The organism is Bacillus capparidis (genome assembly GCF_017832095.1).
Taxonomy (GTDB): Bacteria; Bacillota; Bacilli; order Bacillales; family Bacillaceae; genus Bacillus; species Bacillus gobiensis.
Map to the genome: position 1 here is coordinate 858539 of NZ_JAFDST010000001.1, position 20874 is coordinate 879412.

A 20874-nucleotide genomic window follows, 5' to 3' on the forward strand; every position below is an offset into this window, starting at 1 on the left:
ATTTACGCGTTTACGTGCATCTGTCGGAGCTTTTCCAGCCATGACTTGCAAAATGATGCGGCTTGCTTTAACGTTTTTGCTTCTTTTATATCTTCGATTGCTTTTTCATAAGATGAGGCTTGCTCGTTCATTTGCCGGTAAGCTTCTTTCGCAAGTTCTGCTTGCAAATGCTCAGTCCGCTTAGCTAATTCATCCGCAATAGACAGTTTTGCTTCTTGAATCCACTGTCCTGCGGCAAGTGACAGCTTCTCGCGTAGAGCCTCGACAAACAAAGCTTTCCCTTTCAGATCCAAAAATGACCTCGGGCTTTTGATCATTTTTAACACTTCTTCTATCTCTGTTATTTCAACAGTTGGCTCAATCATTTGCAACGAGCTGTTCTGCTGAAGGGTTCTGGGTTCAAGAGTGATCGAAAAGAAAGATACCTCAAAGCTTTCTGCCTTCCATTGTAATGCTTGAATCCACTCAGCATCAACATGTTTTTCAAAAAATGCATTCAGCCGAAGTTCGAAAGCTTTCATTTCCTGATAAAACTCTGATTCGTATGCTGAGATGCATCTTCTCAATGCGCTTTTACAATTTTCCTGCCAGCTGCCGTTTTGCATGCCTGGATGAAATTCAGATTTGATAAGATCATTCGCAAAAAATGAAATTCTGCGCTGGATATGGTAAAGCTGCTCGCTCATATCCTTAATTGCCAGCTCTTTTATAATTGTAGACTTCCTTAGCATTTCTGCATGTTGAGCCAATTGAGCGAGCTGCTCTTTCATGTTTATTATTTCAGCTCGTTTATCTTCTTCGGATTTATTTAGAGAATCATTCAAGCGAAAAACCGTTTCGCACATGTTCTTACCGTCTTTTATCAATTGTTCGATTGAAGCTCTTGCCAAATCTTGCTCGATAAATTGGTAAAGATGGGACTCGAGTTCACGAAATTGATTGACAGAATCCGCATTTGTCCCCTCTAACATGTGCTTGCTTGATACCGGGTAAAGATTTGCTTGGGATATCCCTTCTTTACCCAACTCGCCTTTGACATAATGCAATACGATGTCCAATTCCTCTTCATTTTGGGCGAGGTCTGATGCATTAATGACAAAAAACATTTTGTCCGAGCCTAATGAATCCTGTACGAGACCAAGCTTCCTGATAAATGAACGATCCGCTCTTGAAAAGGAATGCTGATAATACGTTACATAAACGATAGCATCCGCTTCACTCATATACTGAAAGGCTGCTTCTGTGTGGCGTTTATTTATACTGCTTGCTCCCGGGGTATCAACGAGTTTAATTCCTTTTTCAGTAATCGGAGCTGATATGTAAACTGTGACTTCTTTTACGGCACAGGATACGTGTTCATCTGCCACAAATGGAAAGAGCTCCCCTGTATTTACAATCAATTTCTTGTTGTTTGAAATCGGCTCCTTAAACGCTTGAAAGGCAGTAAGAAAGTTTGAAACGATAGTATTTTGATCGGTTGAAAGCTTGCGTTGTTTTATCAATCGGCTTACACTCTCTTCAAATGAGCGCTTTTTTTCAGGGGAAAACTTCCCATCTGTCAGATTCACCAGTTCTTGCTCTATTTCTTCGACTGATTTGAATACAATCTCTGCCGTTCTATTCTGATGAGAATGAACAGGCTTGACGATCTTGTTTATCGTTGCTGTCGTCGGAGTCGGAGACGAAGGTAGAATTTTTTCTCCGAGCAGCGCATTGGCAAAAGAGGATTTCCCTGCACTGAAGGCACCAAATAACGCGATCGTAAACTGTTTCGTCTTGAGCCGCTCTGTTTTCTGATAAAAGTTCGTCCATTGGCTCTTGATAAGGTCAACTTCCGCTATTGAACACGCCAGATTTTCGAATAAATTAAGATAGTTTTGAACAGGAAGCTGCTTATTTTCACTCTCTTTGATGTGTCCTCGTTCATGCACCGGTTCATGATGCTTAACTACCGGAACATTTTTTTCCGACTCTGGTATATTTGTTAGACGATAATTGGTTTGGAACCAACGTGGATTCATATCAGGAATACTTTCTAATGGGTTATTCCATACATCCAAAATGTTCGTGCTTTTCTCCTTCAACTCCATTTGACGTTGAAACGCTGCTTCCATTTCTTCCAGCTTGCCTTTGTTATGCAGCCACTCATTATTTAATAATGTGGATTTCTCCCTTATTTTGCTGGATGCATGCTCATTGAAGCTGTTTAACAAATCGTTTACAGCATGTTTTCCTTTCCTCTTCAAAATGTCGGCGAGTTCACTTGAATAATTCATCACATATTCACTCGAAACGTGAGTCCCAGGTGTAACCGCTTTTAAAAGATCGCTTTTTAAAACCTCTGTTTCGTATGAAATCACTTTTGCTTTCAATTGTTCATCTCTAACGTAATAGCTTTCCATTGCATTTTTCAATAGATCGACCAGGTGCCAATCCATTTCTGCACGGACGCGTTCCTTCAACTCTGCAAAAAGGTTTTCAAATCTCGCCTGTTTTTCTGCTGACGTTTTAGCTTTCGAGAAGAACAACCCTTTTTTGAAATTCGGCAACAGCGATTCAAGATACATGCTTGCTTTTTCCCTCAGTTCAAAAGGTGTAAGATTTGCATTGCTGATGACTTTGTTTGCTTCAGCCTTTAACAACTCGTATGTATCGGCAGCATTACTTGATACATCATCCAATTTTTCTTCAATTGCTTCTAATTGCTTCTTTATGTCGGTGATCTGCTTTTGAAGCTCCTCCAGATTCCCATCCGTCTGAAGTACCTGCTCGATATGTTCATTAAGAACATTCGTTATTTTCGTCTCTGTATAGAAGCGCCTTTTTTCATCCGTTTGATTCTGGACGATGGAAAGCTCTTTTTTTAGATTTTCCATTTCATTTAAGGGAAAATCCGGTTCGGTTACTGACGTGAAAAACAGATGTTCTTTCTTTATACCTTCGTTCCTAAGCATATCAATCACTTGATTTTTATAAGCTTCGAAGGAAGTTTCGCTCTCGTCATGGCGATCGACTTGATTTACAATAAAATAGATACTTGGAATTTTGTCTTGAATGTAGTGTAAAAACCTGATGTTTTCTTCGGAATGAACATGATTGTAGTGGACAACATAGAACAGTGCATCTGCTTGATATAAAATTGATTTGGCATGAGCAAAATGAGTGTGGTCAGTCGAGTCAATTCCAGGCGTATCAATCATCACCGCTCGATCACCCAAAGCTGCAAATTCTCCGGAAATCTCGACAATTTCGGCCTGTGCTCCATTTTTGCAATACGCTTGAACCTTTTCTTTTTCATAGCGGCCTTTCATGCCGAAGCATTCTCCGTCAGACGTAAAAAGAGTAACCTGCGGCTCCCCCTTTTTTACCTTTACCAGATTAGCACTTGTCGGAATCGGACCAGAAGGCAAAACATTTTCATTCAGCAGAGAATTGATCAGTGAAGATTTACCGGCAGAATAATGCCCAGCAAAAGCAATATAAATTTCCCTGCTGCTTTCTTTATTCATGATGAATCCGAGCTGTTTGGCACGTTCGTGATCTCCGTTATTTATTAGCTCGTCATAAAGGATGCCTGTTTTCCATGCGAGCGCATCCTCTGTACGCGTATTTGTCATCTCTATCTATCCCCTTTTCCCTGATTCCCCGTTTGCAGGATTTCTCCTTATGTTTTATTTTACACAAAAATTAGATTATTTTCTTCCAAAAGAAAAAACCGCCATCGGCAGTTTTTATTGAATGGTTCGTTTTGATACTTTTTTTAAAACTAGACCGGTTAAAAGGCTGTAAGCAATTACGGCAAAGCTGAGAAAAAACGCGATCATGCTTCCACCTTCCCTTTGAAATAATAATTACAAACATCTTATCATTAATGATAATCATTTTCAATATTAATTCCTATTCAGCTGCAATGCTTTTTCTTCTTCTTGGATTCTTATTCTCATCATACATGCGTTTAATACGGTAAACATAAAAGCGGTGACATATGCATTATACAGCAAAGGCAGCAAAATAAATTCCAGAGCAACGACGATATAATTTGGATGCCTGCTCCATTTATAAGGGCCTTTGCTACAAAGTTCAGCGTCCGGAATAACAAAAATTTTCGTATTCCAGTAAAATCCCAGTGAGAAAATTGCCCAGTATCTAATCAGCTGTACGAGGCAAATAAAAGGCAGCAAAATTCCCCACCAGCCGGACAATGTCCGCTCCAACAAATTAACCTCGAGCATAAAGCAAAGAAAAAATAAACCATGCATGCTGACTAGGAACGGATAATGCTTCCTTCCATACTCAACCGCACCTAATTTTTTGACGGTGTTTTCATTTCGATTTGCCAGAAAGAGCTCACTGACTCTTTGCAGAAGAAGAATACTTATCATCAGCCAAAACATATTTAAGCTTCCACCCTTTCCCATGAGACAAGCAGCAGCTCTGAAGAAAATCCCGGACCAAGAGCACCGATTAATCCATATTTCTCTATGCCTATTTTATTTCGGCGGGCATGCTCTTCCAACACAAAAAAAACAGTGGAAGACGACATATTGCCATGCTTCGCCAATACTCGTTTCGAGAACTCAAGCTGGCTGTCTGACATGGATAGGCTTTTCTTATAAGCATCTAATACTTTTTTGCCGCCGGGATGAGCGAGAAATGGACCGATTTTATTTATCTCCAGCTGATTTTGCTCTAAAAAAGTGTCGACATTTCTTTTTAGCCATTGTTGAATGATCGCAGGTATATCTCGTGAGAAAATGACTTTAAAGCCTTCGTCGGTAAATTCCCAGCCCATCACGTCCTCTGAATGCTCCATTAGCATCGATTGTGTATTAAGAATTTTAGGAAATAAGGAATTGCAGTCAAGATTTCGCCTGGCTTCATCTCCGCACAACAGAGCACAGGCAATCCCGTCGCCAAATAATGATGTCCCGATTAAGTTGCTTTTGCTTTTATCCCCTTGCTGGAAGGTTAAACTGCAAAGCTCAACAGCAATGACTAATACAAATGCTTCCGGAAACGCCTGACAATATTCATGTGCTCTTGAAAGTCCGGATGCACCGCCAGCGCACCCCAATCCCCATAAAGGCATTCTTTTTGTCGATTTGCGAAAAGGGAGCGCATTCATAAGCTTCGCCTCAATGCTTGGAGTGGATAAGCCTGTCGAGCTGACAAAAATAATTGCATCAATTTGTTCCGGCAAAACTGTCTGTCCAAGACGCTCGTTCGTTAAGCAAGCTTGAACGGCATCTATGCTGTGCTTTAGCGCCATTTCTATGTATACGCGGTTTTTTTCTTGAAATGAATGATTCGCGAAATACCATTCTAGCGGTTTAACAAACTGCCTGCTTTCTATATCTCCATTAGTAAAGGATTTCAGCAGCCGTTCTATATCTTGAAACGAATCTTTAAACATTTCTCTTGCAAATTGAATTGCATCGGACTGGCTCAACTGATAGTCTGGCAGACTTGTCCCGATGGAAAGCACATAGCTCATTCTCTCACCTCCATGAAGTTAAGGTGTCCCGTGTGAGAATGAACTATTCAATGTATCAGTTGAGGAAATCGACTATACCATTAGTAAGTGAGTTGACCCTTGCGAGCGATTCGACCTTTATTCCTTGTTCCTCAAGCTTTTTTCTTCCTTGTTGAAATGATTTTTCAATCACAATTCCTATTCCCGCTAAGCTTGCTTCTGATTGATTAATAATACCTGCCAACCCATTGGCAGCTTCGCCATTGGCTAAAAAGTCATCAATGATTAATACATGATCCTCCTGATTTAAATAGCTGCCTGAGATCGCAATGGTCGACTCCGTATGCTTAGTAAATGAATAGACGGTGGCTGTGAGCAAATTTTCGTTTAGTGTAAGAGACTGCCGCTTACGTGCAAAAATAACAGGTACGCCGAGGACTAGTCCGGCCATAACTGCAGGAGCAATGCCTGAAGACTCAATCGTCACAATTTTTGTAATCGGCTCCTCTTGAAACCTTTTGGCAAACTCCTTCCCTATTTGGTACATTAGGACGGGATCGATTTGGTGGTTTAAAAACGAGTCGACTTTTAAAATCTCATCGGAAAGAACAATCCCTTCCGCAGCTATTTTATCCTTTAACATTTTCATAAAATTATACCTCCAATATAGGTAAATCCATGCTGATTGACTGCCGAAAAAAAACTGGTTTATCTGACCAGGTGTAGCTTTGAAAAAAAGTTTGATTAAAAACGTTCTTAACTCTTCCAGTTTTGGATTTCAATAATGTTACCTTCAGGGTCTTTTGCATAAACAACCGTCAATAAACCAAGTGATTCATATTGTTGGTTCACTAACTCTCCGTATTTTTCTCCGCCATGTTCTATCAACTTCGTCAAAACCTTTTCAACATCATCCACATGAAATGCAATATGTCCATATCCCTGCTGATTTACATATGAAGAATTAACCCTAAGATTCTCTGGATCATATTGAAAAATCTCTAAAGTTGGCCCCACGTTATATCCCGGTAATCTGAGGTGAATACCTTTAATTCTAGCTTTATCAATATTCGTCACTTTTTCTATCCATCCACCCGAAAGATTTCTTTCAGGATATAGAGGTTTACAGTTAAAAACCTCTATATCAAAATTAGCCAGCTTTTCCCAATCATTTGCGATAATATTTGTGTGAACATATTTTATTGCCATCTTGTTAGCCTCCTAAAGAATATTTCTGGTTACTAGTTTAACAGAAATGGTTAATGTCGACGTTCCAGTCCCCCTTCCATCCCTACTGAACCCAGCAAATAATCTTAGTTATTCCGCAAAATGGCCCGATTGCGGAACAAAAAAATCCTGCATATCATACAGGACTTTTAATCAAACTTTATTAGAAATTATCGAACTTTTTTACAAAGTATCAAACTTTATTTTAAATTAACACCAGGTTTTCTTACGGCTTCAAATAGAGAGTTTCGTATTTATCCGTTAAATAGTCAATTAAATACTGAACGTTTAATTCTTCGTTCGTAACCTCCCGGATGATCTCAAGAGGCTTCTTCCGCTTTCCGTGGACATGAACGTTTTCTTTCAGCCATTGTATGATTTGCTGAAACTCACCTTTTTCAATAAGCTGTTCAAATTCAGGTATGTCTTCAGCCAATTTGTTTTTAAACTGGGCTGCATACATATATCCTAACGCATAAGAAGGAAAATAACCGAAATCTCCGCCGGACCAATGAACATCCTGTAAAATCCCCTCAGCATCGTTTGACGGACTGATTCCAAGGTATGCCTCGTATTTGGAATTCCATAGATCTGGCAGCTGATCTACCGTTACTTCGTCATTAAATATTGCTTTTTCGATCTCATACCGAACCATAATATGAAGCGGATACGTTAATTCGTCGGCTTCGACTCGAATTAAAGAAGGTTTTGATTCATTCACCGCGCGGTAAAACTGATCTTCATCCACCGTTTTAAAAGCCTCTGGGGCATGGCTTTTAACGTCCGTAAAATACCTATTCCAAAAGCTTTGGTTTCTTCCAATAAAATTTTCAAAAAAGAGCGATTGGGATTCATGGATCCCCATTGAAGTTCCTTGTCTTAAATTCGTCCCGCTTAAGGCTTCATCAATGTTTTGCTCATACATCGCATGACCGCATTCATGAATCGTTCCAAATAATGCGGAGCGAAAGTCGTATTCATTGTATTTCGTCGTTACTCGGGCATCACCCGGATTAATCGTAATTTGAAAAGGGTGAACGGTTTCGTCTAATCTACCCGCGTTAAAATCATAGCCCAATTCCTTTAGAAAAAAGAGGCTAAGCTTTTTTTGGTCTTCCTTAGGAAAAAAAACAGACGCGAAGCTTGTATCTGGCTGACTTGATGATTGACCTACTTTTTTCACTAGCGGAACAATCGCTTCTTTTAATTTACCAAACATTTCGTCCAGTTTCTCAACCGTCAATCCCGGTTCATATTGATCTAATAACGTATTATATTTATTACCGGAGTATCCCCAGTACCCAAGAAAGCGTTTTTTATAATCAATCAGCTTTTCCAAATACGGAGCAAATAGGGAAAAGTCGGCTTTTTCTTTCGCTTCCTCCCACACGGTTTCCGCTTGAGATTGAAGTACAACGAAGGCTTGATATTCTTCTGCTGGAATTTTGCTGAAAAGATCATACACTTTTTTTGCTTCTTCGACGGCGTGTCTCGTATCATTATGTATGTGGTCTGATTCGTTGCTTAAGCTTTCAATCAGGTCTTTTATTTTTTCTGACGTTTGCATTTCAAAGATGACTGCCGATAATTCTCCGATAGTTTCTGCCCGGTCCGAAGCGCCTTTCTTCGGTGCCCCTGTTCTGGCATCCCAAAACAAAAGGCTGACTGCCTCTTCATAACGAGTAATTTTTTTTAATATCGAAAGGAATTCTGTTTCTTTTTCGCTGATAGCCATAGCCACAAGTTCTCCCCCTATACCAGAATAAGAGCATTAATAGATTTCAGATTAATGTAAACACTTGGATAAGTCAATCAAAAAACAAGGTTCGAAGCATATAGGAGAAACAGCATAAAAGATGTCGCAGTTATGCCTTGCTGCTAGTATTTCTGGATTCACGCCATAATAAATAAATAAAATAAGGTGCACCGATTACTGCGGTAATCAGGCCAGCAGGAAATTCAATCGGCGGCATGATTCCTCTTCCGATTGAATCGGCAATCAATAGAATTAGTGCTCCTGTAAGAATACTGACTGGCAGGAGATAACGGTGGTCTGCCCCTACCAGCTGTCTTGATATATGCGGGCTTATTAAACCGACAAAACCAATCATTCCAGCAGCCGCAACACTTGATCCTGTTAATAGGACAGAAATCCCTAATAAAACAAACCTCATCCACTCCACTTTAATTCCAAGGCTCGCCGCCACGTCTTGACCCAGCTGCAAAGAATTCAAAATTTCCCCTGACAAACCTGCAAATATGAGACATAGGATGGCCCACGGAAGAAGTTGAATGACGTTTTCCCAGGTTCGTCCGAACAAGCTCCCATTCAGCCATAACAGAGCAGTTTGCACATTTGTATCCGCTTGTGTCAAAAACAACTGAACACCCGATCCGCAAAAGGCACTGACTGCAATACCGACCAAAGCCAGCCTGATAGGTTCCGTACCAGAATCGTAAGCAATGAAATACACGAAGAGCGCAGCAATCGTTCCTCCGATAAATGCAGAAAGCCCGATGAATACGCTTGGAAGCTGCGGTAGCATCAATGAGCAGAAAACAGCAGCCACGCTCGCACCGCCGGAAATACCGAGAGTATCCGGTGCTGCAAGCGGATTTTGCAAAACAGACTGGGCGATTAATCCTGCAACCGCAAGGCTTCCACCCACAAGAATAGCCAGTACAATTCTAGGCAATCGGTAATGTAAAATAATATAGGCTTCGTTATGATTTCCGATACCGACGATGGCCTTAACGACCGACATAGGAGAAATAGGAACGGCACCAATTCCGATATTTATGATTGAAAATATTAACAAACATATGAATAATGCAGTAATTATGATGATGCCCCTCCGGTTGTTCACAACATGTTCCTCATTTCTTTTCTTCATTTCAAGCCCTCGAAAAAGATCTTCGTTTTTTGTAAAACTTAGCCAAATAAATAAAATATGGTGCTCCAATTAAAGCTGTTACTATCCCAACTGGTGTTTCATATGGAAAAGCGATAAATCTGGACATGACGTCAGCAGCCAATAAAAGAGCCCCTCCAAACAAAGCACTCAATGGCAGAATGACTCTGTAATCAGTTCCAGCGATATACCTCACCACGTGGGGGGTAATTAATCCGACAAAGCCAATAGGACCTACTGCTGCAACAGATGCCCCCGCCAACACGACGACGAGAAAACCTGCTGCTGCTTTTAGGATGAAAATTCGTTGTCCCAATCCTCTAGCCACATCATCTCCAAGCGCCAAAACGGATAGCGGACCCGCCAAACAAAAAGAAACGATAAGAGCAATAAGGCTGACCGGCAAAATAAGAAAAACATCCTCCCACTTTGTTCCGGCGACAGTACCTGCCAGCCAGACTAGGATGTTTTGCGCTGAATCTTCATTGAATAAAAGCAGCCCTTGCGTACAGGATGAAAGCAAGGCTTGAATGGCTACCCCGGTTAAGGCAACCTTTACCTCCAGATTTCCGCCTTTCAATATCGAACTAATAAGAAAAATAAGTGCAGCTGCAATAAAACCACCCAAAAATGCGGCGAGCAAAAGAGGCCATCCCATTATTCCCGGAATAAAAACGATGAAACTGACGACTGTAAACGATGCACCCGCGTTAATACCGAATACGCTTGGTGAGGCAAGTGGATTTTTCGTTAAAATCTGCATAAGTGCCCCTGCCACCGCCAAATTCGCTCCGATAACCGCAGTGATGACAGCTCTTGGCAATCGAACATCGTTGAATACAATCGATTCTTTTGACGTTTCACCTGAAAATAAAAAATGTATGATAGATGAAAACGAATAAGAAAAGGCGCCGATTTTTAAAGATAAATAAAAAAACAAAATAATAATAAAAAATAAACTTAATAGACATATCACGATCTTTTTTTTATGCGGATCCATGAGCGTTCACCCCAAATGAAGAGAACAGAACAAAAAAGTATGTTCTGTTCCTTATCACAATCATTGATTATCTTTCACAAACATTGAACCCAAGTCTTCCATAATATCATTGGCTGCAGGGATACTCCGGCGTCTCGACCAATCATTATGGTCTACTTCATAGACTTGATTTGTTTGTACAGCAGTTAATTCATTCCAAAGCTTATCATTTTTCAGTGCGTCTTTAGCAGAAGGTTCATCTTCTGTTTTTGTGATGATCAGTACATCAGGATCAATATTCACAAGTTGCTCTATTGTCATTTCCTGTTGAACCTCTTGCTCATCTTTTAAATCGTAATTGATGCCCACCGTTGTTAAAAAATTCGGAGTAAAGTAAGAAGAGGTTGGAACTTCAAATGTATTGCTTTCCGATGAGTACCCAGCTTGCAGAACTTTTTTGTCTTTTATATCCAGCTTAGCTTTTGTCTCATCCGCTTTCTTTTTATGATCAGCTATCAGCTTATCTGCTTCTTCCTCTTTGCCGAGAGACTTTCCGACAATCTCAGTTGCAGCTAATACATCCTGATAGCCGGCTGTATCGCTTTTCAAGGCGATCGTTGGCGCGATGTTGGATAATTCCTTATAGATGTTTTTATGACGGTCAACGTCTGCAATAATTAGATCAGGATTTAAGCTCCGAATGACTTCCAAATTGGGTTGTGAGCGGGTACCCACTGATTGGTAGCCTTCAATTTTTTCTCGGATCGCTTGTGGAATTCTTTCAGGCCGCTCATCGTCAGCTACTCCTACCGGATTGGTTCCCAAGGTTGCAGCTAATTCAGTGAAGCCTAGCTCAAGTGTAATTATTCGTTCAGGATGTTCCGGAACGTTGGCTGTTCCTAGTGAATGCTTTATTTCTTTTGTATTCTTTTCATTTTTAGGCTCAGTTTGGGTGCCGTTTCCGCACGCTGCCAGAATAACCAGCAAAAATACGGAAAAGACGAGTCTCCATTGAAGCCGGTAACTATGTATCAATTCGTAAACCTCCTGTCAATTTCACCATAATAGCAATGATAACCATTATCAATTGGGAGGTCAATAGCCTGCACCTCATTGGAGAAAAAAAGTTGCTCCTAACGTTACTTTATTCCATTTGCCATAAATAAAAAAGAAAAGCTTTGTCAGCTTTTCTTCGTTTTTTAGGAGGCAGCAGGCTTTACCGGTAATACCCTTTCAACTTCTGGAAGTACATTTGTTTCCTGCTCTGTGCCTATGAAAATATCAATTGTACCCGTATCCTCACTCGATCGGATCAAACGGCCGATCCCTTGGCGAAGCCTTAGAAGCATGTACGGTAAATCCACTTCTTGATACGCATTCTCTGCACCGTTTCTCTTCGATTCAAATACAGGATCAAACGGAGGAAACGGAAGCGACCAAATGACGACATGCTCTAAAGACGCACCTGGAATATCGAGACCTTCCCAAAGGTGTACAGTACACAATACAGAAGCTTGTTCGGTTTGGAATTTTTTCACGAGCGTTGATATTTCTTCATCGCCTTCGAAATAGATAGGAAAATCAAATTGATGTTCGATTTGTTGTTTTTTAAACGTCATAAGCTCTTCGAATGTAGGAAATAAAACAAGTGTTTTCCCTTCGTATTCTTTGATTCGATTCACAACTTCAACAGCTTTCATTTCATTGGGATGATTTGATTCAGGCATTCTTTCAATCGTTATTTTCATTTGTTCCTCATAATCATAAGGAGAATCAACAGTAAAGCTGATAAAATCCTTGATCCCTAAGCTTTTGGCCATGTAATCAAACGATCCTGTTTCTGAAAGGGTAGCTGAAGAAAAGATAAAAGGAATATTTTTCGAAAATACCCGCTCTCCCAATACCTCCGAAACGGTCTTTGGCATGATAGTCAGTGTCGTATCTCCATCCTTGCTCTCGACCCAGCTGATCGCATCCTCATGGAACAATGAGAGAGAATGCGCCATTTGCTCAATGTACTCTTCCACGACAGTCAGTGCGTAATGGTCAATCGTATACAGCTCACCTTCGAACACGAGTGCTTCCCCGATTTGCTCAAGCTTTTTGTAAAGAGAAAATGCCTCGGTTTTCAACTCTTCCATTTGAAGAATTTGCATGCGGTCTGAACCAGCAATAGTTTCACTATGCTTACGAAGCTTGGCAAAAAAACGATCATTTTCTAGAAGTGTCTCTTCAATCAATTCGGCAAACTCTTCTCTAATATCATTTTGAAGAAGACGTTCAAGGAACATTTCGAGTGTCCCTTGCTTCACCCGATACGTCAAAGCTTTTTGCGCAGCGTATTCAAGCAAATGTCCTTCATCAAATACGACAGAACTGTGGTCAGGCAATAACGGAAGCTGTCCTTCCCTTTTTCTGCTTTCTTCCGTCCAGATGTGCTGCATGTAAAAATCATGAGAACAGATAATTAGATCTGTTGACTTTCGATAATGGTCTCTGGAAAGAGTCAATCCGCAGCGGTGTCTCATGTCACAGGTTAAGCAATCTTGGAAAGAATCATAGCCAACTTTAGCCCATTCGGCGTCGGAAAGCTCATGATAATCTTTTCTATCTCCGTACGGGTAAAAAGCTTGCATGGCCGATGATTCATGGACAAATGACGGTAAGGATTCGTAAAGATCAAGCCATTTCTCCTCATCCGAAAGCTGCATCGTTTTTTCTAATTTTTTCAAACATAAATATTGATCGTGTGATTTGGAAAGTCTCGCATCAATTTGAAGATTCAAATGCTCTCTTATTTTGGCGATGTCGCCTTCCTTTTTCACAAGCTGTTCAATCAACGTTTCATCCGCGCAAGCAATAATGGCGGGCTTGCCAGTATATCTTGCATGGCTGATGGCAAATAGAAGATATACAAGTGTTTTACCTGTCCCAACACCTGCTTCAGCAAACATCACCTTTTTATCTTTAAAGGCTTGTTCGAGCTGAAACGCCATGAATATTTGTTCATCTCTTAATTCAAAGCCTTTTTCAGGTAAAATATCGTAAAAAACGTCACCGATCCAATTGTTCAGCTCTTGATAAAAATTTGTTGATTTTGTTAAAGCAAATGGCAGCTTTGATGTTGTCATGTATGCATCAACCTCCGTCCTCTACAATCTAAGAATCTTAATACTTACATTTGTTTCATTTGCCTGCTTTAGGAGATATTAGAAAGCAAAAACCGGCACCCCAAGCGATGCCGACTCTCACTCACTTACTTTCTGCTTATCGAATGCATATTGAAAAACGGGTGATCCGCAGATGATTGATGCTGTTTCGCTTTTTGCAGGTTTTCTTTCGCATTGAAAATCGATTGAAAATCTTCATCTAAGGCTTCTGCATTCCGCAATTCCGCCTCGATCGCGTCAAGCGCCTTTTCAATTAAATCATAGTGGCTGTTATTCATAATGGATGATCACCTCTAAAAAAGAGAATAATCACAAGTTTATGCAAATTGAATAACGCTTATACCAGAAATATTACGGCCTGTTTTCTTCCAGAACTTCCGTTAATTCCAAGGTGTACTTTCCTACAACATTTTTCCTTATAAAGATTGGTTATAGAGGTCGCATAATTTGAAATTGTTCCTTTAAAACTTAACCCATTCTCCGGAACAGAAACAGCAAATGTCCGTTCATACAAAAGCACGGCTATATCATGATACTCCTCGCTTCTTACCTGAAACGCAAACGACACCTGAAGCAACTCTTTTCCGTTAGCTGCTTTTACTATGTTTTGCTGGTAATCGGAAATGTGTAAATGGACATCATTTAGTATAACCACGTTTACCATAACCAGCCTCCTAAGACTACATTATCCTTCCCGACGCGGGGGACGCTTTCCCCAAAATTGATAATAATCCGTTTTAATAAATCCGTTAAAAAGCTTTCTTTTTTTAGTTGCTTTCTTACCGTATAACTCTTCGAATTGCTCATTCGAAGTGAGGACGTAAACGGACCATGTATGGAGATCGTTAAAGACCCTGCCCATGTCCTTATACATTTGATCGACTTCTTTTTTATCGCCGATTCGCTCGCCGTATGGCGGATTTCCGACGACAACTCCGTAATCAGAAGATGATCTGAAATCCTTTACCTGCATTTGTTTAAAGTTTATAATGCCGCCAAGCCCTGCCTCTTCCGCGTTTTGTTGAGAAATTTCGATCATGCGGTGATTGATGTCACATCCAGAAATGCTAAGCTCCTGATCGTAATTAGCAAGATCCTCTGCTTCCTGTCTCGCCTGATCCCATTTATTTTTAGGCATCCAAGACCACCCTTCTGACACAAAATCACGATTAAACCCCGGTGCAATATTTTGTCCGATAAGAGCTGCTTCAATCGGGATGGTTCCAGAGCCGCAAAACGGATCGACAAAGGGACGGTCGGGTGTCCAATTCGTTAACAGAACAAGAGCTGCTGCCAGCGTTTCCTTTAATGGTGCTGTTCCTTGATCAACACGATAGCCTCTTTTATGTAGAGCATCAGCTCCTGACGTATCAAGGGTGATCGTTGCTTTATCCTTTAGCAGTGAAATTTCGATTTTATATACTGCTCCTGTCTCATCCAGGAATTCTGAATTTTTTTTGTACTGCTGCTTTAGCTTTTCTGCAATTGCTTTTTTGACAATCCTCTGACAATCAGGAACACTCGCGAGTACGGATTTATGCGATTTTCCGACAACGGGAAACTGGCCGCCTTCAGGTATAAATCGGCTCCAATCAAGCGCTTTCGTTTGTTCAAAAAGCTGATCAAATGTTTTTGCAGGGAATTCTGCAATTTTTATTTTTACTCGGTCAGCTGTTCTCAGCCACATATTGGCTCTGCAGATGGCCTGCTCGTCCCCTTGAAAAATAACTTTTCCGTTCTCAACCTTACATTCATATCCAAGATTTTTCACTTCATTTGCTACAATTGATTCAATGCCCATAGGAGCAGTTGCAATCAGTGTATATGTCATTTGATCACCCAATATCATTAAAAGTTGCATTTCAAGATAAAAGCTCTCCTTTAATGGGAGAGCTTAAAATCATTTCGATTAACATTTTCAACGTTCTGTAAGCCATGTTTTGTTCCTCAGTACTGCAAACGGCCGCTGCCTCGTACAAAGGCGGTAATCATCTATCTACAGAATCGAAATTCTGTCCTTCCATCCGTTCACTTTCTTCAGGAAGGTTCCCCTACCAAAATTTGGGTTTCTCGCTCGTGGGGTTTACCCGTTCCACTCTCGCCATTTCTAGCGAGACTTCGTCACTGTGGCACTTTCAAGGTTACTCGGCCATGTCTAAAAAGATTTAGGCCTTTTTCCTGCCGTCAGCCGTCAAGCTGCCCTGGCTTATTTTTTGGCCAGGCACGAACACTACGGGCATCTCAGCACCGTGCGAGCATGGACTTTCCTCTACAGATTGGATCTGCAGCAATTACCCGAACGTTAAAACTGTACCTATTATAAATGATTACGGCAAAAGAAACAAGTCAATCGTATAATTTACTTCCAAATACGTGTTTTTCCAAATTTGATAAACGTTTCAAGATGTCAAAGTTCGTAGTGTTAGATTGCACAGGCTGCTTTTTATTTGCTTCTTCAAGCTGGCGTTTCAGCTGAAGATTCTCCTGCTGCAGCTCCTCTATTTCTTGATGAAAGGTTTCATAGTCTTTAATGACCATATCAAGAAATTTGTCTACTTCTTCTTGTCTATAGCCTCTGACCCCGGTTTTAAATTCCTTTTCCAAAATTTCTTTAGCAGATAGCTTTACTTTTTCAGCAAGCATAACCTTCACCTCATTCGTGAATCATCATACTATATTTTTTCAAAAAAATCAGCAGTTGTCAAATGTTCACTATGCGAACACCCGGAATGTATGAAAAAAATGGGGCAACGATCTGCCCCATTTGTCCGATACAGCTATTTTTTCCGGTAGCCTTTCCCAGATCCAGGACCTTCTTGAGCCCCGCCAACCTGACCAGGAAACATCTGGTTTGGAAACTGGCCTGTTTGTGCACCTGCTACTTGGCCTGGATCAGGACCCATTTGTCCCGGACCCATTTGTCCTGGTCCCATTTGTGCTCCTGCCACTTGACCAGGGTATGGACCGGGCGCATTGAAATTCTGATGTGATACTTGATTCGACTGTGACTGTGTTTGCGGATAGTAATGAACGTGATTGAATTTATGATGATTAACATTGTTCACGTGAGTTGGATGAATGTGCGGAACAACTGATTCTGAGAATGTGTTGTTTTGGCAGTGTTTCGTCGGATGAACAATGGGAGCCATCATATTTGGTCTTGGTCTACAAAACATGAAACAATCCCCTTTCATAAGCTTCTATCTTACATTATTAACCTATGAAATGGTCTGATAACATGTACTAATGAAACGACCTATTTTAAATGTGATTTAAAAAGCTTTGGCCGAAATTTGCAAGAAAAAAAACGATTAAAAATACTACAACAAAAAATAGATAAAACATTCCTCTATACATTTTCCAATACTCCTTAAAAATTATGCTAACAATCGATTACAGGAATCGCCACGATTCTTCTTTAATGGAAGATATATTTCAAAAAGATCCCGGGATAAAGGGCGAAATCCGTCAGCTTTTGCGCTTGCCCGGGGAATATTTTCTCGAGAATTTCTTCTATGATAATTTTCTGAGAAGGCGCTTTTGCCTTCTCTTTAAAGATTCAATTCTTTTCTCATTTTTTAGATCTTTTGCTTCTTCATAGTCGTGAAGTAGAGCTGTTGTTATTTCGAGTGCTGATTCGTATTCTTTTTCCTGGTGCTCCTTGTATTTAGCAAGCTCGATACCAGCATCGTGTCTTACTTTAAGATTTGTAGCAGCTAGAAGGCTCAGCCATATTTCAGAGGCTTCTGAATAATACCCTTTTTTCTTGTACAGAAATGACAAATCCAGATTAGCATGTTCTGTTTTATCAAACGTCACATGCCTCAGGTTCTTTAATTGCCTGATTGCCTCATCTGTTTGATTGTGGGCGATCATCCACCTGGCCATTTCATACGTTTCCAGCGGTTCGTCCGTACGGATCGGATTTAGAATTTTTTTGGAGATATGAATATAAAGCGTAATTAACGAAAGCAAGTCCTCTTCATTATGCTTCAAGACACCTTTTAGAATTTCAGGATCTTTTGATTTTAAATAGGAAAAGTAGAGCATCGGAGCTAGAAATCCTGGTGTATCTTCATCTCTTGTAACCTCCAGTTCATCCTGTTCGACATTGCTTAATGATACACGGTCAAGCTTGTGCTTCCACAGCCTTCTTGCACCATGCAGCAAATCAAAGTGCCCATAGGAAGGAAGCGCAGGAAGTTTATTTCTTAACAAGGTATGTCTCGTTTTCACATGCGGCCAATCAAAGGCTTTTCCGTTATAGGTCACTAGAGATTTAATATCGACCTCACTTAAAAACGAGTGGTAAAAAGCAACCTCGTGCCCCGGTCCGGGCAAAATCTGCTGCCTGACAACCACCTTGTCATCATATACTCTGGCATGTCCTAATAAGAAAATTGAATGCCCGACACCAGACAAACCGGTTGTTTCCGTATCAAAGAAAAAAAGCTGATTCGCTTGATAGCCTTTGCTCGATAACGAGTGCTCGATGTTGGTTTGATTCCACATCTCAACGACCTGTTGCAGCTCAGCCAAAGAATACTTCCCATGCATAGCGGACAAAGGATATGTCACTTCGCGAACGAAGCAATAGTCATCTTCAAAAAAACAAGGAGCGGCTCCAAGCCTTTCCCATGAATCAATATTAGGTTCAACCGCAGAGCTCGTTTGCTTCGAATCGGTTTTTTCCGGTTCGCTCCTGAGATGCTTTTTCATCCTGTTTAGTTTTCCTTTCATCGACGACATATCCGTTCAATCCTTCCAGTCATTTAAAAGGCGCATTACGAGTTCTTTTGCTTTCTGCCCCCCTGAATCTACCCCAATACAGGACGGGCAGCCTGTTTGGCACGGGCATTCGGCTACAAGCCTGTGGGACTCTGCAATAATACGATCCAACTGTTCGTGGATTTTTTTAGATAACCCGACTCCTCCTGGATATTTATCATAGATAAAAATCGTCGGCTTTTCATTATGTACTGCTTTGAGCTGGGGATAAACGTGAAGATCAGAAGGGTCGCACATCACTTGCAGAGCTGCGACATAGCCCAAAATATTCGCTGCGCCAAGAAGCGCCTGTTCCATTTGCAGGTCGCTCCACTTTTTAGCCTGATGATCTGTTGCTTGAACCCACGCTGCGTTCGTATGAAGCTCCTCCTCGGGAAGATGAATCGGTCCAGAACCTATGTTCTCATGAGTTTCAAAGCGAATTTTCTTAAAAATAGTCGCTTTGGCATTTACTGTGATGTCTCCGAAGCCCGTAATTTTCTGCTCGCCTTCAGACAGCTTATCAATTTCAAGCACCTTCAGCACAACTGCGAGATTGGCATCGGTAAAATAATCGACCTGCACTTCTCTGACATATGCTTTTCTTTCCTCCCAATCCAGCAGCTCAACTTGAAATTGTTCACCTTTATGCAAATAGATCGCTTTCTCATGAAGGAGCGTCATTGCGCTAAAACGGTCCATTTCCCCAATGACAGCTGCTTTTCCCGGCACGGATTGATCTATGATGACCACATTCTCCTGAGAGGCTGCCCGCAGGCTTATTCCATGCGCAGGAAACGAATCGCTCATCCAATGGTACGTCCCATCGTGTAAATGCAGTACTTCCTGTTCTCTTAAATAGTCAAGAATGTCCTCAACCTCAGTTTGCCCGAACCGTTCATTTTGTTTAAATGGGAGCTCGAATGCAGCACATTTCAAATGATCTACTAGAATGACCAGGTTATCCGGGTCAATGACGGCTGTTTCGGGGGTTTGCTCAAAAAAATAAGCAGGGTGCTTAATGATGTATTGATCCAAAGGCGTTGAACTTGCCACCATAATGATTAATGCTTCATTTTCTCTTCTGCCTGCTCGCCCTGATTGCTGCCAAGCACTTGCGATCGTTCCGGGGTAGCCTGTCATAATGCACGCTTGCAGCTGACCGATATCCACCCCTAGCTCCAGCGCGTTGGTGCTCACCACTCCCATGATGTCTCCGCTGCGAAGTCCTTTTTCAATCTTCCTTCGTTCGGTAGGAAGGTAGCCTCCCCTGTAGCCTTGTACAGCGGGCTCGCCGGCAATCGGCCTCATGATATCCTGCAAGTAGCTTAATATCAGCTCTACTCGTACCCTGCTTCTTGCAAACACAATCGTTTGGATTTGATTTTTTAAAAGCTCTGCTGCAAGTGTCCTCACTTCAAGAGCGGCACTTTTTCGAATATTCATTGACCGATTAACAATCGGAGGATTGTAAAAAAGAAAATGTTTTTTGCCTGAAGGTGCGCCGTTATCTGAAATTAAATTCATCTTAGAGCCTGTCAATGTTTCCGCCAGCTCAAGGGGGTTGGCGATTGTCGCCGATGTACAAATAAAGGTTGGATTGCTGCCGTAGTAGCTGCAAATTCGCTTAAGCCTACGAATCACATTGGCTACATGGCTGCCAAACACCCCGCGATACGTGTGAAGCTCATCAATAATAATAAACTTTAGATTTTCAAACAAAGAAACCCATTTTGTATGGTGCGGCAAAATGGCGGAATGAAGCATATCAGGATTTGTAATAACAATATGTCCGGCTTTTCTTATCTTTTGCCGTATCGCTGGTGATGTATCCCCGTCATAGGTATATGAATGAATATCGATTCCAATTTCTTCGATCAGCTCATTCATTTCACTTTTTTGGTCTTGTGATAACGCTTTTGTCGGAAATAAATACAAGGCTCTCGACGACTGATCGTTGATGATTTCTTGTAATACCGGGAGATGATAACAGAGAGATTTACCTGAAGCAGTCGGAGTTACTGCGACAACGTTTTCTTTATTTCCGGTTTTTTCATAAGCGGAATATTGATGGGAATAAAGACGGGTTATTCCTTTTTTGGCTAAGGCATGAATCAAGCGGTCGTCCAAAGCCGCGGGCATCTCCTTATATTTTGCTTCTTTTTTTGGGGTAGTGTGCCAATATACGATCTGGTCCTTAAACCGATCATCCTCTTTTAAACCATTGAGAAGCTCAGTTACATCTTTTTTTCGTTCCAACCCTTTCACCTCTTTCCCTATTGTACTAAGGAGACGTTCGTTTCGAAAGAGGGAAAAATAATTAAATCTGTCAAATTTCCGCCTCGT

17 protein-coding genes and 1 other RNA gene are annotated in these 20874 nt (G+C 41.1%); all 18 read right to left on the reverse strand.

Annotated elements, in window-relative coordinates; all coding sequences use genetic code 11:
• Positions 1–2: 2 nt before the first annotated feature.
• On the reverse strand, positions 3–3617 hold the full coding sequence (gene dynA, locus JOC74_RS04255; protein WP_053603120.1) for a dynamin GTPase: 3615 nt from the start codon (positions 3615–3617) through the stop codon (positions 3–5).
• A gap of 273 nt (positions 3618–3890) precedes the next feature.
• A complete protein-coding gene (locus tag JOC74_RS04260; RefSeq protein WP_053603121.1) occupies positions 3891–4394 on the reverse strand; it encodes an isoprenylcysteine carboxyl methyltransferase family protein in 504 nt (167 codons plus the stop codon).
• Positions 4395–4396: 2 nt separating this feature from the next.
• Positions 4397–5494: a type III polyketide synthase gene (locus JOC74_RS04265; protein WP_053603122.1), complete on the reverse strand. Its 1098-nt coding sequence runs from the start codon at positions 5492–5494 to the stop codon at positions 4397–4399.
• Positions 5495–5549: 55 nt separating this feature from the next.
• Positions 5550–6122, reverse strand: a complete 573-nt coding sequence (locus tag JOC74_RS04270; RefSeq protein ID WP_053603123.1) for a xanthine phosphoribosyltransferase — start codon at positions 6120–6122, stop codon at positions 5550–5552.
• Between the two features lie 107 nt (positions 6123–6229).
• Complete coding sequence (locus JOC74_RS04275; protein ID WP_053603124.1) at positions 6230–6682, reverse strand: VOC family protein; 453 nt, start codon at positions 6680–6682, stop codon at positions 6230–6232.
• A 244-nt stretch (positions 6683–6926) separates the two neighbouring features.
• A complete protein-coding gene (locus JOC74_RS04280; protein WP_053606014.1) occupies positions 6927–8435 on the reverse strand; it encodes a carboxypeptidase M32 in 1509 nt (502 codons plus the stop codon).
• A gap of 130 nt (positions 8436–8565) precedes the next feature.
• Positions 8566–9594, reverse strand: a complete 1029-nt coding sequence (locus tag JOC74_RS04285; protein ID WP_053603125.1) for a FecCD family ABC transporter permease — start codon at positions 9592–9594, stop codon at positions 8566–8568.
• Between the two features lies 1 nt (position 9595).
• Complete coding sequence (locus tag JOC74_RS04290; RefSeq protein WP_053603126.1) at positions 9596–10612, reverse strand: FecCD family ABC transporter permease; 1017 nt, start codon at positions 10610–10612, stop codon at positions 9596–9598.
• A gap of 60 nt (positions 10613–10672) precedes the next feature.
• The gene (locus tag JOC74_RS04295; protein ID WP_053603127.1) at positions 10673–11626 is read right to left on the reverse strand and encodes an ABC transporter substrate-binding protein; all 954 of its coding nucleotides are present in this window, start codon (positions 11624–11626) and stop codon (positions 10673–10675) included.
• A 164-nt stretch (positions 11627–11790) separates the two neighbouring features.
• Positions 11791–13722, reverse strand: a complete 1932-nt coding sequence (locus tag JOC74_RS04300; RefSeq protein WP_053603128.1) for an ATP-dependent DNA helicase — start codon at positions 13720–13722, stop codon at positions 11791–11793.
• A gap of 125 nt (positions 13723–13847) precedes the next feature.
• Complete coding sequence (locus JOC74_RS04305; RefSeq protein ID WP_053603129.1) at positions 13848–14039, reverse strand: hypothetical protein; 192 nt, start codon at positions 14037–14039, stop codon at positions 13848–13850.
• 59 nt (positions 14040–14098) lie between these two features.
• Positions 14099–14425 carry a DUF3219 family protein gene (locus tag JOC74_RS04310; RefSeq protein WP_312883771.1) on the reverse strand — a complete coding sequence of 109 codons (327 nt, stop codon included), beginning with the start codon at positions 14423–14425 and terminating at the stop codon, positions 14099–14101.
• A gap of 21 nt (positions 14426–14446) precedes the next feature.
• Positions 14447–15622 carry a THUMP domain-containing class I SAM-dependent RNA methyltransferase gene (locus JOC74_RS04315; protein ID WP_225970338.1) on the reverse strand — a complete coding sequence of 392 codons (1176 nt, stop codon included), beginning with the start codon at positions 15620–15622 and terminating at the stop codon, positions 14447–14449.
• Between the two features lie 63 nt (positions 15623–15685).
• Positions 15686–16064, reverse strand: an RNA gene (rnpB, locus tag JOC74_RS04320) — RNase P RNA component class B.
• A 43-nt stretch (positions 16065–16107) separates the two neighbouring features.
• The gene (gene gpsB, locus JOC74_RS04325) at positions 16108–16404 is read right to left on the reverse strand and encodes a cell division regulator GpsB (protein ID WP_053603130.1); all 297 of its coding nucleotides are present in this window, start codon (positions 16402–16404) and stop codon (positions 16108–16110) included.
• Between the two features lie 134 nt (positions 16405–16538).
• Positions 16539–16937 carry a spore coat protein gene (locus JOC74_RS04330; RefSeq protein WP_053603131.1) on the reverse strand — a complete coding sequence of 133 codons (399 nt, stop codon included), beginning with the start codon at positions 16935–16937 and terminating at the stop codon, positions 16539–16541.
• A 337-nt stretch (positions 16938–17274) separates the two neighbouring features.
• Positions 17275–18510, reverse strand: coding sequence for a ribonuclease H-like domain-containing protein (locus JOC74_RS04335; protein ID WP_053603132.1), 1236 nt, complete (start codon positions 18508–18510; stop codon positions 17275–17277).
• Between the two features lie 6 nt (positions 18511–18516).
• On the reverse strand, positions 18517–20787 hold the full coding sequence (locus JOC74_RS04340) for a DEAD/DEAH box helicase (RefSeq protein WP_053603133.1): 2271 nt from the start codon (positions 20785–20787) through the stop codon (positions 18517–18519).
• Between the last annotated feature and the right edge of the window lie 87 nt (positions 20788–20874).

Coding starts and splice junctions, on each gene's coding strand:
- dynA (WP_053603120.1), bottom strand. CDS start 3,617: ATGACAAATACGCGTACAGAGGATGCGCTCGCATGGAAAACAGGCATC.
- JOC74_RS04260 (WP_053603121.1), bottom strand. CDS start 4,394: ATGTTTTGGCTGATGATAAGTATTCTTCTTCTGCAAAGAGTCAGTGAG.
- JOC74_RS04265 (WP_053603122.1), bottom strand. CDS start 5,494: ATGAGCTATGTGCTTTCCATCGGGACAAGTCTGCCAGACTATCAGTTG.
- JOC74_RS04270 (WP_053603123.1), bottom strand. CDS start 6,122: ATGAAAATGTTAAAGGATAAAATAGCTGCGGAAGGGATTGTTCTTTCC.
- JOC74_RS04275 (WP_053603124.1), bottom strand. CDS start 6,682: ATGGCAATAAAATATGTTCACACAAATATTATCGCAAATGATTGGGAA.
- JOC74_RS04280 (WP_053606014.1), bottom strand. CDS start 8,435: ATGGCTATCAGCGAAAAAGAAACAGAATTCCTTTCGATATTAAAAAAA.
- JOC74_RS04285 (WP_053603125.1), bottom strand. CDS start 9,594: ATGAAGAAAAGAAATGAGGAACATGTTGTGAACAACCGGAGGGGCATC.
- JOC74_RS04290 (WP_053603126.1), bottom strand. CDS start 10,612: ATGGATCCGCATAAAAAAAAGATCGTGATATGTCTATTAAGTTTATTT.
- JOC74_RS04300 (WP_053603128.1), bottom strand. CDS start 13,722: ATGACAACATCAAAGCTGCCATTTGCTTTAACAAAATCAACAAATTTT.
- JOC74_RS04305 (WP_053603129.1), bottom strand. CDS start 14,039: ATGAATAACAGCCACTATGATTTAATTGAAAAGGCGCTTGACGCGATC.
- JOC74_RS04310 (WP_312883771.1), bottom strand. CDS start 14,425: ATGGTAAACGTGGTTATACTAAATGATGTCCATTTACACATTTCCGAT.
- JOC74_RS04315 (WP_225970338.1), bottom strand. CDS start 15,622: ATGCAACTTTTAATGATATTGGGTGATCAAATGACATATACACTGATT.
- gpsB (WP_053603130.1), bottom strand. CDS start 16,404: ATGCTTGCTGAAAAAGTAAAGCTATCTGCTAAAGAAATTTTGGAAAAG.
- JOC74_RS04330 (WP_053603131.1), bottom strand. CDS start 16,937: ATGTTTTGTAGACCAAGACCAAATATGATGGCTCCCATTGTTCATCCG.
- JOC74_RS04335 (WP_053603132.1), bottom strand. CDS start 18,510: ATGTCGTCGATGAAAGGAAAACTAAACAGGATGAAAAAGCATCTCAGG.